Annotated in this window: 22 protein-coding genes; 17 read left to right on the forward strand and 5 right to left on the reverse strand. The window is 40.9% G+C overall.

Annotation, left to right across the window (positions count from 1 at the left end; all coding sequences use genetic code 11):
* The first annotated feature begins 260 nt into the window (after positions 1-260).
* The 8 genes from ilvD to C6Y02_RS08995 all read left to right on the forward strand — a co-directional run bounded on the left by ilvD (position 261) and on the right by C6Y02_RS08995 (position 6930).
* On the forward strand, positions 261-1937 hold the full coding sequence (gene ilvD / locus C6Y02_RS08960) for a dihydroxy-acid dehydratase (RefSeq protein WP_012010311.1): 1677 nt from the start codon (positions 261-263) through the stop codon (positions 1935-1937).
* An 82-nt stretch (positions 1938-2019) separates the two neighbouring features.
* Complete coding sequence (locus C6Y02_RS08965; RefSeq protein ID WP_034660988.1) at positions 2020-2454, forward strand: BrxA/BrxB family bacilliredoxin; 435 nt, start codon at positions 2020-2022, stop codon at positions 2452-2454.
* A 66-nt stretch (positions 2455-2520) separates the two neighbouring features.
* Positions 2521-3309 carry a class I SAM-dependent methyltransferase gene (locus tag C6Y02_RS08970; RefSeq protein WP_060596587.1) on the forward strand — a complete coding sequence of 263 codons (789 nt, stop codon included), beginning with the start codon at positions 2521-2523 and terminating at the stop codon, positions 3307-3309.
* A gap of 434 nt (positions 3310-3743) precedes the next feature.
* Positions 3744-4361 carry a YpjP family protein gene (locus tag C6Y02_RS08975; RefSeq protein WP_060596585.1) on the forward strand — a complete coding sequence of 206 codons (618 nt, stop codon included), beginning with the start codon at positions 3744-3746 and terminating at the stop codon, positions 4359-4361.
* An 18-nt stretch (positions 4362-4379) separates the two neighbouring features.
* Positions 4380-4907, forward strand: coding sequence for a phosphatidylglycerophosphatase A family protein (locus C6Y02_RS08980; RefSeq protein WP_034660983.1), 528 nt, complete (start codon positions 4380-4382; stop codon positions 4905-4907).
* 103 nt (positions 4908-5010) lie between these two features.
* Positions 5011-5805, forward strand: a complete 795-nt coding sequence (locus tag C6Y02_RS08985) for a thymidylate synthase (protein WP_060596583.1) — start codon at positions 5011-5013, stop codon at positions 5803-5805.
* A complete protein-coding gene (gene folA / locus C6Y02_RS08990; RefSeq protein ID WP_060596580.1) occupies positions 5802-6287 on the forward strand; it encodes a type 3 dihydrofolate reductase in 486 nt (161 codons plus the stop codon). Before C6Y02_RS08985 ends, folA begins: the two co-directional genes overlap by 4 nt.
* Positions 6288-6306: 19 nt before the next feature.
* Entirely contained in the window at positions 6307-6930 is a 624-nt protein-coding gene (locus C6Y02_RS08995; RefSeq protein ID WP_106031073.1) for a lysophospholipid acyltransferase family protein, read from the forward strand.
* A gap of 35 nt (positions 6931-6965) precedes the next feature.
* Here the strand turns inward: C6Y02_RS08995 and trhA are convergent, their stop codons facing one another.
* On the reverse strand, positions 6966-7604 hold the full coding sequence (gene trhA, locus C6Y02_RS09000) for a PAQR family membrane homeostasis protein TrhA (protein ID WP_095285302.1): 639 nt from the start codon (positions 7602-7604) through the stop codon (positions 6966-6968).
* Positions 7605-7618: 14 nt separating this feature from the next.
* A complete protein-coding gene (locus C6Y02_RS09005; RefSeq protein WP_106031074.1) occupies positions 7619-8587 on the reverse strand; it encodes a sigma 54-interacting transcriptional regulator in 969 nt (322 codons plus the stop codon).
* A gap of 181 nt (positions 8588-8768) precedes the next feature.
* On the opposite strand from C6Y02_RS09005, the gene ilvA reads away from it, so the two are divergent.
* The 7 genes from ilvA to ypmT all read left to right on the forward strand — a co-directional run bounded on the left by ilvA (position 8769) and on the right by ypmT (position 13596).
* Complete coding sequence (gene ilvA, locus C6Y02_RS09010; protein WP_106031146.1) at positions 8769-10037, forward strand: threonine ammonia-lyase IlvA; 1269 nt, start codon at positions 8769-8771, stop codon at positions 10035-10037.
* 36 nt (positions 10038-10073) lie between these two features.
* Positions 10074-10325 (forward strand): YpmP family protein, encoded by a 252-nt coding sequence (locus C6Y02_RS09015; RefSeq protein WP_034660976.1) that lies wholly within the window; start codon positions 10074-10076, stop codon positions 10323-10325.
* Between the two features lie 187 nt (positions 10326-10512).
* Positions 10513-11355, forward strand: a complete 843-nt coding sequence (locus C6Y02_RS09020; protein ID WP_106031075.1) for a DegV family protein — start codon at positions 10513-10515, stop codon at positions 11353-11355.
* A 23-nt stretch (positions 11356-11378) separates the two neighbouring features.
* Entirely contained in the window at positions 11379-11969 is a 591-nt protein-coding gene (locus C6Y02_RS09025) for an SCO family protein (RefSeq protein ID WP_106031076.1), read from the forward strand.
* A gap of 69 nt (positions 11970-12038) precedes the next feature.
* Positions 12039-12800 (forward strand): SGNH/GDSL hydrolase family protein, encoded by a 762-nt coding sequence (locus C6Y02_RS09030; RefSeq protein WP_066031756.1) that lies wholly within the window; start codon positions 12039-12041, stop codon positions 12798-12800.
* Between the two features lie 9 nt (positions 12801-12809).
* Complete coding sequence (locus C6Y02_RS09035; RefSeq protein ID WP_034660973.1) at positions 12810-13376, forward strand: YpmS family protein; 567 nt, start codon at positions 12810-12812, stop codon at positions 13374-13376.
* Between the two features lie 22 nt (positions 13377-13398).
* On the forward strand, positions 13399-13596 hold the full coding sequence (gene ypmT, locus C6Y02_RS09040) for a protein YpmT (RefSeq protein ID WP_034660972.1): 198 nt from the start codon (positions 13399-13401) through the stop codon (positions 13594-13596).
* Between the two features lie 31 nt (positions 13597-13627).
* Here the strand turns inward: ypmT and C6Y02_RS09045 are convergent, their stop codons facing one another.
* The 3 genes from C6Y02_RS09045 to C6Y02_RS09055 all read right to left on the reverse strand — a co-directional run bounded on the left by C6Y02_RS09045 (position 13628) and on the right by C6Y02_RS09055 (position 15160).
* Positions 13628-14344 (reverse strand): DUF4397 domain-containing protein, encoded by a 717-nt coding sequence (locus tag C6Y02_RS09045; protein ID WP_223256519.1) that lies wholly within the window; start codon positions 14342-14344, stop codon positions 13628-13630.
* 69 nt (positions 14345-14413) lie between these two features.
* Positions 14414-14674: a hypothetical protein gene (locus C6Y02_RS09050; protein ID WP_034660970.1), complete on the reverse strand. Its 261-nt coding sequence runs from the start codon at positions 14672-14674 to the stop codon at positions 14414-14416.
* A gap of 54 nt (positions 14675-14728) precedes the next feature.
* Positions 14729-15160, reverse strand: coding sequence for a MarR family transcriptional regulator (locus tag C6Y02_RS09055; RefSeq protein ID WP_034660968.1), 432 nt, complete (start codon positions 15158-15160; stop codon positions 14729-14731).
* Between the two features lie 137 nt (positions 15161-15297).
* Between C6Y02_RS09055 and msrA the strand changes: the two genes are divergently transcribed.
* The gene (gene msrA / locus C6Y02_RS09060) at positions 15298-15834 is read left to right on the forward strand and encodes a peptide-methionine (S)-S-oxide reductase MsrA (protein WP_034660967.1); all 537 of its coding nucleotides are present in this window, start codon (positions 15298-15300) and stop codon (positions 15832-15834) included.
* The gene (gene msrB / locus C6Y02_RS09065; protein WP_060596568.1) at positions 15831-16262 is read left to right on the forward strand and encodes a peptide-methionine (R)-S-oxide reductase MsrB; all 432 of its coding nucleotides are present in this window, start codon (positions 15831-15833) and stop codon (positions 16260-16262) included. The genes msrA and msrB overlap by 4 nt, the downstream gene beginning before the upstream one ends.
* The last annotated feature ends 49 nt before the right edge of the window (positions 16263-16311 follow it).

The raw sequence follows: 16311 nt of genomic DNA on the forward strand, positions 1-16311 counted from the left end.
AAGTGATAGACAGAAAAATTTTTTTAGAAAAATTATTTTGAATATTGTTGAAATATGCGAAAAAACTCTATATAGTAGTACCAATATAGAATATTGGAGGTCAGATTTTATGACACGAACCTTGCTGAGCGCTAGTTTCAGCAGACATGTTGGTCATCAGTCATTCATCGGTGGCTAAATAAACAGAAAATTTGTAAAATAAAATCAACTCAAAATCATGCAGTCAACAAGACTTGTAGTATAGGAGGCTTTTTAAACAGATGGCAGAACTACGCAGTAATATGATTAAACAAGGAATTGACAGAGCACCTCACCGAAGCTTACTAAGAGCGGCGGGGGTAAAGGATGAGGACTTCGGCAAGCCATTTATTGCCGTATGTAATTCCTATATTGATATTGTCCCAGGACATGTCCATCTTCAGGAATTCGGGAAAATTGTGAAAGAAGCCATTCGTGAAGCTGGCGGGGTCCCATTTGAATTCAATACGATTGGGGTCGATGATGGAATTGCGATGGGTCATATCGGGATGAGATATTCATTACCAAGCCGTGAAATCATTGCTGACTCTGTAGAAACCGTTGTATCTGCTCACTGGTTTGATGGAATGGTTTGTATTCCTAACTGCGATAAAATCACACCAGGGATGATGATGGCAGCGATGCGTGTCAATATTCCGACTGTCTTTGTCAGCGGTGGTCCGATGGAAGCGGGTAGAACAAGTGATGGCAGAAAGATTTCTCTTTCTTCTGTATTTGAAGGCGTTGGTGCATACCAGTCAGGTAAAATTAACGAAGAGGAATTAAATGAATTAGAACAGTTTGGCTGTCCAACCTGCGGTTCTTGTTCAGGTATGTTTACAGCAAACTCAATGAACTGTTTAGCAGAGGCGCTTGGAATTGCTCTTCCTGGAAATGGAACGATTTTGGCGACATCACCAGAGCGAAGAGAATTTGCGAAAAAGTCAGCAAAACAACTGATGGAGCTCATTAAAAAGGATATTAAACCACGTGATATTGTGACTGAAAAAGCAATTGATAACGCATTTGCATTAGATATGGCACTTGGTGGTTCAACCAATACCGTTCTTCACACACTGGCGATCGCAAATGAAGCAGGTGTTGAATATTCACTTGAACGTATCAATGAAGTAGCAGAGCGTGTGCCTCATTTATCAAAACTTGCTCCAGCTTCGGATGTTTATATTGAGGATTTACATGAAGCAGGCGGCGTCACAGCTGCGCTAAATGAATTGTCCAAAAAAGAAGGCGCACTTCATTTAGATACAATGACCGTCACAGCGAAAACGCTTGGTGAGAACATTGCAGGACATGAGGTAAAAGACTATAACGTCATTTATCCAATCGATAAGCCATTTACTGAAAAGGGCGGCTTAGCCGTTTTATTTGGAAACCTTGCGCCAGATGGAGCCATCATTAAAACGGGCGGGGTACAAGATGGGATCACACGTCACGAAGGACCTGCGATCGTATTTGAATCCCAAGAAGAAGCTCTTGAAGGCATCATTAATAGAAAAGTAGAAGCAGGACATGTTGTCATTATTCGCTATGAAGGACCTAAAGGCGGACCTGGTATGCCAGAAATGCTTGCACCAACTTCACAAATTGTCGGCATGGGACTTGGGCCAAAGGTTGCTTTAATTACTGACGGACGTTTTTCCGGCGCTTCTCGTGGTTTGTCCATTGGACACGTCTCTCCAGAGGCAGCTGAAGGCGGCCCGCTCGCCTTTGTTGAAAATGGTGACCATGTCGTGGTTGATATTGAACAACGCATTTTAAGCGTCGATGTTCCAGAGGAAGAATGGGAAAAAAGAAAAGCAAACTGGAAAGGCTTTGAGCCAAAAGTGAAAACTGGCTATCTTGCTAGATATTCAAAACTTGTGACATCAGCCAATACAGGCGGAATCATGAAAATTTAATCTGATATGGAACATTTGAAAATTGGCTCTCTCTATAGTATCCTTTATTCACAACATAAGGATTTTTAGAGGGGGCTTTTTTATGTCAATGGCATATGAAGAATATATGCGCCAGCTCGTTGTGCCAATGCGCCAAGAGCTGACAAGTGCAGGATTTCAAGAACTTAAGACGGAAGAAGAAGTAGAACAAACCATGCAAGAAGCTGAAGGAACAACATTTGTTGTCATTAATTCTGTATGCGGATGTGCTGCCGGATTAGCACGTCCAGCAGCGACTCAAGCTGTGATGAAGGCAGAAAAAGCTCCAGACAGAATCGTCACAGTATTTGCTGGGCAGGATCGGGAAGCAACGGCAAAAATGAGAGAATACTTCACGGGTGAAGAGCCATCATCTCCTTCTATGGCCCTTTTAAAAGGAAATGAACTCGTTCATTTTATCCCGCGTGACGAAATTGAAGGTCATGAAATGGAAGATATCATGAAAAATGTCTTAACTGCATTCGAAAAACATTGCTAATACAAGTGTTGAAATGCCCTGTGATCAGATCAGGGCATTTTTTCTTGATCATGATGGAGGAACAATATGCTCATTACAACAAGCTTTAGAGCAAATGAACAAACGATTGAAACAGCGAAGGCTCTTGCAGAGGATTTACATGGTGAGTATGTAGAAAGACGCAAACAATCCGTCAAGCAGCTTGCGATGAAACGAGGAGATGTACTTGTTGTCGGGAAAGAAAGATTCGAATGGTATCAGCCTAATGGTGAAAAGTTCTTTTTTCATCCAAGCTCAGCGATGTTCAGGGTGAAGCGGCTCTTGCGCGGAGAAAAGGATCCTTTAATCGAAGCAGCACAGCTAAAGCCGGGAGATTCCTTTTTAGATTGCACACTTGGCTTAGGGTCAGATGCTATTACTGCAAGCTGTGCGATAGGCAGGAATGGAAGGGTCGTCGGTATAGAAAAGAATCCCATTACGGCGTTACTAGTGCGAGAAGGACTGAACACATGGGAGACAGGGATAGAAGAAGCAGATGAAGCGATGAAACGGATATCTGTGATCAGTGGAGACAGTATCGAGCAGCTAAAGCAGTGTCCTGACCGTTCATTTGATATTGTCTATTTTGATCCGATGTTTGAGGAAACGATTCAAGAATCTACAAGTATAGCGCCGCTACGTCATGCGGCAGAGCATCACTTTGATCACGAAATAGCCGTGAAAGAGGCGTTAAGAGTGGCAAGAAAAAGAGTGGTTTTAAAAGATCATTGGAAAAGTACACGATTTACAGCGGAATCCTATCAATTTCACGTCATAAAACGAAAAACAGCCCAATTTCATTATGGTTATATTGAGAAAGAAAAAAGCCCTCACTAAGGGCTTTTACAGCGTGTAGACAAACCCTTGCATTCGTTGTCAGTCCCGCGCTCCGGTACTCACGAATATCAAATTCGCTCCATTCCAGTGCTCGTCCTTCCTAGACTTCAAAGGTTTTCTATCACGCTGAATAGAAGACAAAGGACTAAAATCAAGATTATTTTAGCCCTTTGTCAACAATCTGAAAAAGCCCTTTCTAAGGGCTTTTAATCCGTAATCTCCATATAGACAAAATAAAACAGTGTCAGCAAGGAAGCTGTGATGAAAAAACCTTCAAGCATACCCATTCCTCCCAAATTTTAGTCGTCATTACTGTCATTGTAAACGTTTTATTATGAAAAAGAAAGTCTCAAATCAGTGACCAAATTGAATGACTGAAAATTCATTATATGCTAGAATAGCAGTATGATAACTTATGGAAGGAATTAGATATCATGAAGATGTGGATGAGAAAAACGCTTGTTGCGCTCTTTACAATTGCAACTTTTGGTTTGATCTCTCCTCCGTCGGCTTTGATGACAGACAAGCCATCTGAACTTTCTTCATCTGATAAAACGCCTTATACAGCGGTTTATGATACATCAGATGAATTGCGCAGCTGGGAACTATCGCAAGAGGACAACAAAGAGCAGGTAGACCCCTTTGAGCAATATAAGGAGGAGGTTCTATCAAGTGCAGAAAATCAATCCTTTCTCAAATTCGGCCGTAAAATCACACCTGTCATTGAAGACGAGTACAGAGAAGAGATTCAACCGAAAATTGAACAAGTGTTAACAGATGTTTTAACAAATTTCAAAGATGACGAAAAATTTCAAGATGTTGTGTTAACTGATCAGCCTTCAAGCGGAAATGGCGAAAAAATCTTCCACATCTACAACCGAAAGACTGGAGAAGATTTGCTCCGTTTTCATGTGAGAAGAGATCAGCCGCCACACAGCGGATATTGGTTTAACTTTCACTACCATACAGCAGAAGATGGATTCCAGACGCATCATGAACTCGGTAATATTTACTGGGACAAAAACACCCCACCGAGCTGGATGAGCCACTAGAAGGAGATGTCATGCCAATTGAAAAAGTATACAATGAACGAAATGGTGCAGATTACAAAACAAATGTTAAACGAACGTGGAGTGAAAATTGAAGATATTGCACATATTGTGCTAAAGCTTCAAGAAAAATATCATCCAAACCTTCCACTTAGTGTCTGTATTGAAAATGTTGAAAAAGTGTTGAATAAAAGGGAAATTGTCCATGCGGTTTTAACAGGACTTGCCCTTGATCAGCTGGCTGAAAAAAAGCTATTGCCAGAACCATTGCAGCACTTAGTTGAAACAGACGAGCCGCTATATGGTATTGATGAAATTATTCCGCTTTCCATTGTCAATGTATATGGATCAATCGGTTTGACAAACTTCGGTTATTTAGATAAAGAGAAATTCGGTATTATTCGAGAATTAGATGAAGGTCGTCCAGGTGAAGTGCATACCTTCCTTGATGACCTTGTCGCCGCGCTTGCCGCAGCAGCAGCTAGCCGTATTGCTCACTCACACCAAGATATTAAGGACGAAGAGCAGGATCGAGTGAATCAAGTATAAAAAGAAAAACATGTCTGCTCATCATGCAGGCATGTTTTTTTGGTTTAAACAAAAGCAGAAATAAGGTAAACTACAACAAGAACATAAATAAAGGATGAAAAAAATGAAACAATACAAAGAGTTATGCCGTCATGTATTACAGCACGGGGATGAAAAAGGTGACAGAACGGGAACAGGTACAATCAGCACGTTCGGTTACCAGATGAGATTTGATTTGCAGGAAGGATTTCCGCTTTTAACAACAAAGAAATTGCACCTGAAATCAATTATTCATGAGTTACTGTGGTTTTTAAAAGGTGATACAAATGTCAAATATCTTCAGGAAAATGGCGTCCGGATTTGGAACGAATGGGCAGATGAAAATGGCGAACTGGGCCGTGTGTACGGAGCGCAGTGGCGATCTTGGGCTAGTGGGGACGGTGAGACTGTGGATCAGATCACAAAGCTGATCCACGATATCGAGCATAATCCGAATTCAAGAAGACTGATCGTCAGCGCTTGGAACCCGGGTGAAATTGATCAAATGGCGCTGCCTCCATGTCATTGTCTGTTTCAATTTTACGTATCAAACGGGAAGCTTTCCTGCCAGCTTTATCAAAGATCGGCAGATATCTTTTTAGGCGTGCCATTTAATATTGCTTCATATGCCCTTCTCACGATGATGATTGCCAAAGTTACACATCTTGAGCCAGGAGAGTTTGTTCATACGCTAGGAGATGCTCATATTTATCAGAATCATCTTCCGCAGGTGAAAATGCAGCTAGAGCGCGAGGAACGCAAGCTTCCGCAGCTTCGCATTACAAGAGATGTGAAGAGCATTTTTGATTTCACGTTCGATGATTTTGTGCTTGAGAACTATGACCCGCATCCGCATATCAAAGGAGAAGTCAGTGTATGATTTCGATGATTGTGGCGACAGGAAAAGACAGAGTCATTGGTCAAGATAATCAAATGCCTTGGCATTTACCAGCTGATTTAGCGTATTTTAAGAAAGTCACAGGCGGGCATACGATTGTCATGGGCAGAAAAACGTTTGAATCAATTGGAAGAGCGCTGCCTAACCGCCGAAATATCGTTTTGACAACAAGTTCTTCTTTTGAAGCAGAAGGATGCGAGGTTGTCCATTCCATTGCTGATATTTTGGCAATCGGAGAGAACGAGACAGAGTTATTTATCATCGGCGGGTCTAAGCTGTATGAAGAAATGATGCCATATGCGGATCGTCTATATATCACGCATATTCACCATGCGTTTGAAGGAGACCGCTACTTTCCTGATTACAATGAAAACGAATGGACGGTTGTATCACGCGAAAAAGGCCATCGTGACGAAAAGAACCCCTACAATTATGAATTTGTCGTATATGACAAAAAAGGATAAATGAGTAGGAGGAGTACGGTTGTTTCGTTATTGGTTTTTAACGATTTATGTTGTTGTATCCTTTTTTAAAAGTATGAGGCATTTGCATGCTCATGAATTAACTGATCCGCGCATTTCCTATACGAAACGAATGCATCTCATTCATGAGCATGCAAAAAGCTTTGCACGGGGCTGTATTGATCAGTCAGGATCAGTCATGACCATTCACCAGCAAAAGAAGCTGCCAGATGGACCCGTTATTTATATCACACAGGCACTGAATCCAGTCACGACGACATTATTGATTGGTCACCTTGAGAAGCCATTTGCTTTCATGGCAAAGCCGAATCTTTTTCGATATCCCATTTTAAAACAATGGCTGAAGAAGATGGCGGTTATTCATCAGAATCAATCTGATGATGCCTTATTAGAAGAAGCAAAGGAAAGAATCTTATCTGGGCAGAGCGTATTGCTTTCAGAAGCACAGCGTCACATGGCAGAGGCACTTGCTGAAGATTGTGATTGTCCGCTTGTACCGATTGAAACAAGTGGAACGGATCGTCTATTAACTGGGAAAGTCGTGAAAAGGCTGCGCCCTGTTAATGTTGATATTCATATTAAAGCACCTGTCATGATGAGTGATTACGCCCAAAAGCGCGCATAGAAAAACCAGCATCCGAAAGTGGATGCTGGTTTTTTTCATGCAGCAGGAATGTTCACACAATAGAAGAGAATGCAGAAGAACATCGATGCACTGCCGCCGAGTACAAAGCTGTGCCAAATGGCATGATGATAGGGGATTTTCCGCCAAATATAAAAGATGGTTCCGACTGAATACAATAGACCGCCTAACAGTAAGAGGCCAAATCCTGCGCCCGTTAACCCAATGTAAAGTGGTTTGATGGCAATGATAATCATCCAGCCCATTAATAAATAAACGAGCGTGGACACAATGATAAACCGTTTGACGAAAAAGATTTTAAAGACAATTCCGCCAGCAGCAAGCGCCCATACAATCGCAAGAAGCGTATAGCCTAGTGCGCCTTTTAATGGTCCTAGTAAAAAGGGCGTATATGTACCAGCAATCAATACATAAATAGCCGAGTGGTCGAGGATTTCAAATACATCTTTTGTTTTTTTGTGCCGAATGCTATGAAGCAAGGTCGAGCTTAAATAGAGCAGCAGCATGGATGCGCCAAATATCGAAAAGCTGATGATGTCTGTGACAGTGCCGTATTGAACAGCGAATAACACGAGAAAAACAATGGCTGGTATGGATAAAATAACGCCAATGCCATGTGTAATGGCGTTTGCAATTTCTTCTTTTACAGTAAACAATGAATAGCCTCCTTTTATTGAACCGGTATATAACCATCAAGTGACTTCAGGAATGAAAGACCTTCAAGTGTAATCTTCGTGCCAGCCCTGCCTTTTCCTTTCGTCACGTAAGCTTTTTTCTCAAGATCATCTAATCGGCTCCTCACCTGCTGAGGAGTCAGCGGAATGTCGCCTTGTTTGCTTAATTCAGACAAGATGCGTCTGCTGGCTGCTTCACCTTTCTCATTGAGAGACTTAATGGCTTCCAGCAGGAAAACAAACTCTTGTTTTTCCATTAGTGTGAGCTGGTGTTCTTCCTTTTTTCCTTTTACGTCCGGCGAAAGAGGTGTTAACACAAAAGGCGGCAGGTGGTGTAAAAACACCGTTTGCCCCTCGAGAATGACTGCAGCATAATGAACGATATTTTTGAGTTCCTGTACGTTTCCTTCAAACGGATACTCCTGCAAGGTTTCCCAAACACTTGGATCAATATCAGGCGTCATGCTCAGCTCCTGAAAGAAAGCAGTTGTTAACACAGGAATGTCTGTTTTTCGATCTGCTAATGACGGCAGGGGCAAATGAAAAACATTTAAACGATAAAACAGCTCAGGTAAAAAGGTAGATGACACCCTCAATGCCTCTATTGATAAAGACGAAGTGGCAATGATTTTTGTTGCAAAAGATGTTTCTAGAAAACGAATGACCTGATGCTGCATAGGAATACTTAATGCGGCGATTTCGTCTAAATAAAGAATTTGACGGGTCTTTTCCGTGAAGGCTTTCTGTAAGGTATCTTCATCTAAGACGGGGCAATATAGATGTGTCAGTGAAGCGTTTGGAGCAGCTGCATTTGCAATTTCCTGGGCAAATAGTGTTTTGCCTGTGCCAATTTCTCCTGTTATCAAGACCGGCTGCTCGTGTTTTGTGAATTGCTTTGCCAGATGAATGGCACGCTTCATTTCTTGATGCTCTCCATATATAGACGTAAACGAATGTGTGGTCATCGGGTGATTCCTTTCTTTGTGGTTCTAATTGGTTCAATTGTAACACCCAATAAAACCAAATGTACAGAAAAACGAAAAAGTTTATGAAATTTATGCTTGATCCATGATCTATTGGTTTATTTTTTGAATATTCATGTTATAATGACAAATTAAATAAGGTTAAAGAGAAAGGATCTTGTACATGAAACCGTTGCTCAAAGAAAACACGCTAATTCAAGTGAAAGACATTTTAAAGGCCCATCAAAATTTGAAGGATGTAGTGATTCATACACCTCTTCAAAAAAATGAGCGACTTTCTGAACGATATGAATGTAATGTCTACTTAAAAAGAGAGGATCTTCAAGTAGTTCGTTCCTTTAAATTAAGAGGCGCTTTTAATAAAATGAGCCAGCTTCCAAAAGATAAACTAGAAAACGGCATTGTCTGTGCAAGTGCAGGAAATCACGCACAGGGTGTTGCCTATTCTTGTAAATATTTAGGGATCCACGGGAAAATCTTTATGCCTGCCACGACACCAAGGCAAAAAGTATCTCAAGTCGAGCTTTTCGGAAAAGAATATGTTGAAATTATTTTAACCGGAGATACGTTTGATGATTCATATCATGAAGCAGTAAAATGCGGAGATGAAGAGAAGCGCGAGTTTATCCATCCGTTTGATGATTTGGATGTGATGGCAGGACAAGGAACGACTGCTGTAGAAATATTAAATGATATCGAAGTGGAGCCTCACTTTTTATTTGCAAGTGTTGGAGGTGGAGGTCTGTTATCTGGAGTTGGTACATATATCAAAAATATCGCCCCAGAAACCGAAATCATTGCAGTCGAACCGCTTGGCGCAGCTTCACTCCATGCTTCCCATGAAAAGGGCAAGGTTGTGACACTTGATTCAATTGATAAGTTTGTAGACGGAGCAGCGGTTCAGCGGATTGGCGAAAAGACGTTTACATCGCTTCAGTCCGTTGTTGATAAAATCAGTCTTGTACCTGAAGGAAAAGTATGTACAACCATTTTAGAGCTGTATAATCAATGTGCGATTGTAGCAGAGCCGGCAGGCGCACTGCCGATCGCAGCGCTGGATGCCCATCGCGAGGAGATTAAAGGGAAAAATGTTGTCTGTATTGTCAGTGGAGGAAATAATGACATTGGCAGAATGCAGGAAATCAAAGAACGGTCGATGATCTATGAAGGGCTTCAACATTATTTCATCGTCAATTTTCCGCAAAGAGCAGGAGCGCTTCGGGAATTTTTAGATGAAGTATTAGGACCAAATGATGATATCTCACGCTTTGAATATATGAAAAAGAATAACCGAAGCAAAGGCCCCGCGCTTGTTGGCATCGAATTGAAAGAAAGAGATGACTATGCGGCACTGATTGAACGGATGAATAAAAAAGGCTTCCATTATGTTGAAGTGAATAAAGATCAAGATTTATTCCACCTATTTATTTAGGCCTAACAGAACATTGGAAAAGAGGATTGATCGTTTGTGCTGCTCAAAACAATATGTTTTAGACGGATGGATGGAGCTCAGATCAAGGTAACAGAAGTCCCTGTACTAAAGGGAGATGAGACGTATGGTTTCATGCTCACCTTTAGACTTGAAGCTTTCTTGAAAAAAGTCTATGTATCTAAAGGAAAGAGAGCTGTATACTCTTTCAGAGAGGATGTGAAACGTAACGTCAAGTGGAGCACATATGAGCAGATCTATCAGGAGCCTACACTGAAACACAATGCGTAAATAGAAATCTTTGTCAAGTGGAGTGAGCGGTCGTTTTGAAATGACAGCTGCTCAGCTTGGCAAAGATTTTTTTCATAAAAAGAAGAAAATGTGACAATTTTAAAAACGTCATGACAGTTGTTTTCAAGTATGCACGAAATAAGGTAATATCATAAGTAAAGACTAAGACAGCAAGGATGAGACGATAGTGAAACAAATTAAAATTGTAACAGATTCAACTGTGGACATTCCGCAAGAAAAAATCAATGATCTTTCCATTCACGTGATTCCGCTCAATATCTCCATTTCTGGGGTTGATTATATTGACCGAGTGAATATACAGCCAGATGAATTTATTGAAAAAATGGAGGCCGCTGAGGAATTGCCGAAAACGTCTCAACCTGCGATCGGTCAATTCGTCGAATTATATGAAAAGCTCACAGCAGATGGAAGCGAAGTCATTAGTATCCATTTAACGGGTGGGATGAGTGGTACTGTTCAAACTGCTGAAAGCGCTTCGAGAATGGTAGACGGAAACATCACGGTGATTGATTCAAATTTTATTTCCTATGGATTAGGGTTTCAAGTCACCAAAGCAGCAGAACTTGCAAAAAATGGTGCAAGCCGTGAAGACATCATCAAAGAAATGGATAAAATCCGCCTTAAAACAAAGCTATTTGTCACAATCGATACATTAGAAAATCTCGTGAAAGGTGGAAGAATTGGAAGAGGGAAGGCACTGATCGGCTCCCTTCTTCACATCAAACCAATTGCCAGCTTAACGGACGGGGTATACACGCCGGAAGCGAATGTGAGAAGCTATTCTGCTCTTGTCCGCTATTTGACCAAACAGTATGTACAGGCCGTGAAAGGAAAAACAGTTCAAGCCATTGGAATAGCGCATGCAGATGCATTAGAACTCGCTGAAAAGCTCAAATCAGCGCTGCTTGATCACACACCTGAAGCACTTGTTGACATCGCCTACACAACACCGATTATTTCGTGTCACACTGGAAAAGGCGCAATAGGCTTTACTTTTTATACCGATTGATTAAAAAAGGGGATGGACGTACCATGCTTAAAAAAAGGGGAGCCTCACTTGGTACGCTTATGATCATAAGCGTGCTTCTTTTAGTCTCATGTTCAAATGGACAAATCAAAGATGCGTTAAATTATCAAATACAGCCGTTTGAGTATGAAAATCAAGATGGTCAAAAGGTGTCATTGGATGATTTGAAGGGGAAAGTATGGGTTGCAGATTTTATTTTCACAAGCTGTGAAACGATCTGTCCGCCGATGACTGCTCATATGACAGAGCTGCAAAAACGGTTAAAAGAAGAAAAATTGGATGCTCATATCATTTCCTTTAGCGTGGACCCGGAGGTAGACTCACCGAACAAGCTAAAAGAATTTGCGAAAGCATATCCATTGTCCTTTAAAAATTGGGATTTTCTCACTGGCTATTCACAGTCCGCAATCGAAAAATTCGCAATGAAGAGCTTTAAAACCATTGTGAAGAAACCTGAAGATGAAGACCAAGTGATTCATCAGTCATTGTTTTTCCTAGTTGATCAAGAAGGGAAAGTGATGAAAAATTATGATGGTGTACAAAATACACCTTATGATGAAATTATCAAGGACATCAAAACGCTGAATCGAAGCTAGCATAAGGATGTTCAAATGAGCGAAAACATGATACACTTTTTTAATCAGAAAAAGGAGGGACATCATCGTTTGAAGGCTCGTTTGATTTTGATTGTGATGTCTCTAGCTTTTGTTCTTTCTGCATGTTCCGCGCAAGAGGCTGGCATAAAGGATAAACTAGAAGACACACAAGACGTAAAAGAACATATTACGATCGCAGCGGTTGGAGATTCCTTAACAGAAGGAATCGGAGATCAACATAAAAAAGGATATGCAGGCATGACCCGTGACAAGTTAGAAGCGGTGGACGGCGTGCAATCTGTCACATTAAAAAATTATGCCATTAAAGGCAGTAGAACGGTAGATTTATTAAAAAGATTAAAAGAAAAAAAGGTGCAAGACGGACTGAAAGACGCTGACTATATTTTCTTTACGATCGGCGGCAATGACTTAATGCATGTTGTCCATCAAAATGTGCTCAATTTGACGTTTGCTCCTTTTCAAAAAGAGCAGGGTCCTTTTGAGGAGCGCTTTAAAACCATTCTTGCTCAATTGAGAAAGCACAATGATCATGCGAAGATCATGTATGTCAGCATGTACAATCCCTTTAAGTTCAGTTTGTCTGAGCTGCGAGATATTGATGAAGTCGTCAAAGATTGGAATGCCGCTGCCAAAAAGGAACTGAAAAAAGACGGCAACGCTGATATCATCAATGTAGCAGATTTATTTGAGGAAGATTCTGATGAAAAATTACTGGCAGATGATGATTTCCACCCAAACCAAAAGGGGTACTCTCTTATGGCAAATCGTTTATTCTCCAAAGTGAAAAAAGAAGGACTGCCGAAGGAATAGGGTGAACGTATGAAAAAGTGGAAAAGCTTATTTTTTATTTTACTTGCAATCAATCTATTGATTGTTCTTGCCTGCGGTATTTTGATGATGCTGCCAGGCGGTCAATCCGCTTCAACTAAAGAATTAAAAAGCGAGTATTCTTTTAATATATCTAGCTCAAAGGAATCGCTCACCAGCTTTATCAATGATTACTTGAAAAATCAAGGATCAAGTGATATGCCAGACTTTCATGTGGCGATCGATCAAGATGTGAAAGTAACAGGCGCAATTAAAGCTTTCTCTTCGACTATTGATGCAAACGTCTCATTTACGCCAACTGTCGAAGATAATGGTGATGTGCTGTTGAAAGTGGATGGCCTTTCAATTGGACAATTGAGCATTCCGATTAGTTTTGTTTTAAGCTACATGGGCCAGTTCTATGAACTGCCAGAATTCGTTCATGTGAAACCGGATCAAAAAACGGTTGAAGTACGCCTTTCAGAAATGCCACTGACGAATGATATGTATGTGAAAGCAAACAAAATTGATCTAGAGAACGATGAAATTGAGTTCTCATATTATCATCCAAAGCAATAGAAAGTGAGTCAGGAGTGAAATCATGAAGCGAGTCTATCAATATTTTAGTTTACTGTCGCTTTTATTTGCTGCGTACTTTGGCATTACAGCTGCCACTGATTTAAGAGCAGAAAATATCGATCAGTTTTACTTAAATATTGCCTATTGTGCATTATTTCTAGGTATCATGATTCTTGCTTTTGATTTTCAAAAGCAAGAAAAAGCTGAAGATGTCTCGTAAAGAGCCTTTTCCATTGAGGAAAGGCTCTTTTTTATATTTGCTGAGACAAGACCACCTTCGCCATAAGCTCTGGCTCTCCGTTAGCAAAGCCATGAAGCAGAATGAGGTATGCGCGATTTGCTTGCAGATGAACTTTTGGGATATCAAGCAGTACACTTTGAGTACCGGCGGCTTTTAATTCAAAATGATATTTATTCGGGGAGAAATGATGAATGTGAGTGCCGTGTACATAATGAAGCTCCTTTGATAACATCCCTTGATCACGTTCATATATATCAATGGAAGGAAGGTCTGGAGACAGATGGACAAATGTAAGGGCTGACAGGTCCTCGTGTTGAATCACAGGGTCTTGCCGCTCTGTCAGCAGCGCAAAACCTGCATGAGCACCTGTGATACATAGGGTGTAAATCTCGCTACGTTTAATCATCATGCAAGAATGAAGAACTCTTTCTTTTGTAGCCAGCTTGAACACTTCTATCTCATAAATTCCCTCATCCCACTCCATATAAGCTGTCAAATGACTGTAAGGCATTTTTTTCAAGACCTCATTCCGATTCACATATACAGCGAGCTCACTAAGATCTGGTGCAGCGTGAAAGAGCCGAATAAAGGCTTTGGATGAAAGGCTGCTTTGAGGGTGCTCGAAGCCCGCAGCGAGCGGACGGTATGGAAAGCCATGATAAGAGAGCTGCTGCATGTCATCAATCCCTACTTTCTTATGCGATGGTGTTTTTTGTAGCGTATGCATGAAAAAGGCGATCTGTATAGGCAAAAGAAGCATAGAAAAAAGCCTGACGTTTTCCGTCAGGCCCGAAAGTTAAGAAGGAGAAGAATATTGATGATATTCAGCTAGCTTAATGAACGTTTTTTCATCCTCAATTAAACCACAAACGCCGCACTGGACTTTTATTTGAGGACCTTGATAGCTCACGTGAAAAGGAGAAAGCTGCTCTCCTTCGTATCTTTCGACAACTGCTCCGGTCGCAGGATCCAGCTTCACAGGTTCTGAAAGCTGCTCAATCAGATTAAAGCGCGTTCTGTTTGTTTTACAGTTTGGACAAAGATAAGGGCTTGTCATGGTTCATTCCACCTCTTTTTATCCGTAGCATGTCCAGAGCGCTAAAATCTATGCTTAATCCTTTTGACTTTTATCCAGCTTTTTAAATAATTTGATCATTGTTTTCAGTTCTTCGTCGTCGAATGACTCAAATCGCTCCATAAAGTATTCTGTTTTCTTTTTCTCAAAATGCTCAGTAATTTCCTTACCCTTATCGGTTAAGTGGATTTTGATGATGCGGCGATCCTCTTTAGAACGGATACGGGTAATCCAGCCCTTTTCTACGAGTGTGTCGGTCACAGCTGTGATATGGCTTGCTGACACCCCTAGAATGGACGCAAATTCCGTTACTTTTTTTGCACCTTGCTCACGAAGCAGATTTAAAATGAGAAATTCATTCCGAGATAATTCGTTTTCGAGCAGGCTGTTAATCTCATAACGGATCTGCTTAAATACGGTTCTCAGTAAAGAATCCATTTCATACATCATTTGTTTTCTTTGTTCCAATCATTAAACCCCCATTATATTTTAAGATACGACAGAATGCTTTCTTTTATTTTAGGTATACAAGTCGTATCATTTTCATTATTTTTCATCATGTTATAATATGATGATACCATTTTTTAAATGAAGGGGGCACTAATATGTCTGAAAAACAAGAATTAGCCACATTTGCAGGAGGCTGCTTCTGGTGTATGGTTAAACCTTTTGATGAACAGCCGGGCATTATCAAAGTTGAATCAGGGTATACTGGCGGACATACAGTGAATCCGACCTATGAGGAAGTATGTACAAATACAACGGGACATAGAGAAGCGGTTCAAATCACGTTTGATCCAGACGTTTTCCCGTATGAAAAGCTATTAGAACTGTATTGGCAGCAAATAGACCCAACAGATGATGGAGGGCAATTTGGTGATAGAGGAGAGTCCTACCGCACAGGTATTTATGTTCATCATGACGAGCAGAGAAAGCTTGCAGAAGCATCGAAAGAGAAGCTGAACGAAAGCGGCACTTTCCAAAAGCCAATTGTGACAGAAATTTTAGATGCTGGTCCTTTTTATCCCGCAGAGGAATATCATCAGCATTATTATAAAAAGAACAAAATGCACTACGAACGATATCATGTCGGTTCGGGCAGAGCGGGTTTTATTGAGTCCCATTGGAGTGATAAATCATGACAAACGAAAAAGAAAAGCGTCTGAAAGAATTAAACCGAATGCAGTACGAAGTCACGCAAAATAATGGCACTGAGCCGCCATTTCAAAATGAATTCTGGGATCACAAAGAAGAAGGCATTTATGTGGATATCATTTCAGGCAAGCCGCTTTTTTCATCTTTAGATAAGTTTGATGCCCATTGCGGCTGGCCGAGTTTCACAAAGCCGCTTGAAGATGAGGAAGTAGCGGAGAAGGTGGATACGAGCCATGGGATGGTGCGGACAGAGGTGCGCAGCAAGACAGCTGATTCTCATCTAGGTCATGTCTTTCCTGATGGACCAGGACCAAATGGTCTTCGGTATTGTATTAACTCAGCCGCTTTGAAGTTTATCCCAAAAGATGATCTTGAAAAAGAAGGCTATGGGGATTTGAAACATCTATTTGATTGATCTATTTAAAAATCGTCACATGGAAGGCATCTGCTTCCGTGTGACGATT

It is taken from the genome of Bacillus sp. NMCC4 (assembly GCF_002998555.1).
GTDB lineage: Bacteria > Bacillota > Bacilli > Bacillales > Bacillaceae > Bacillus.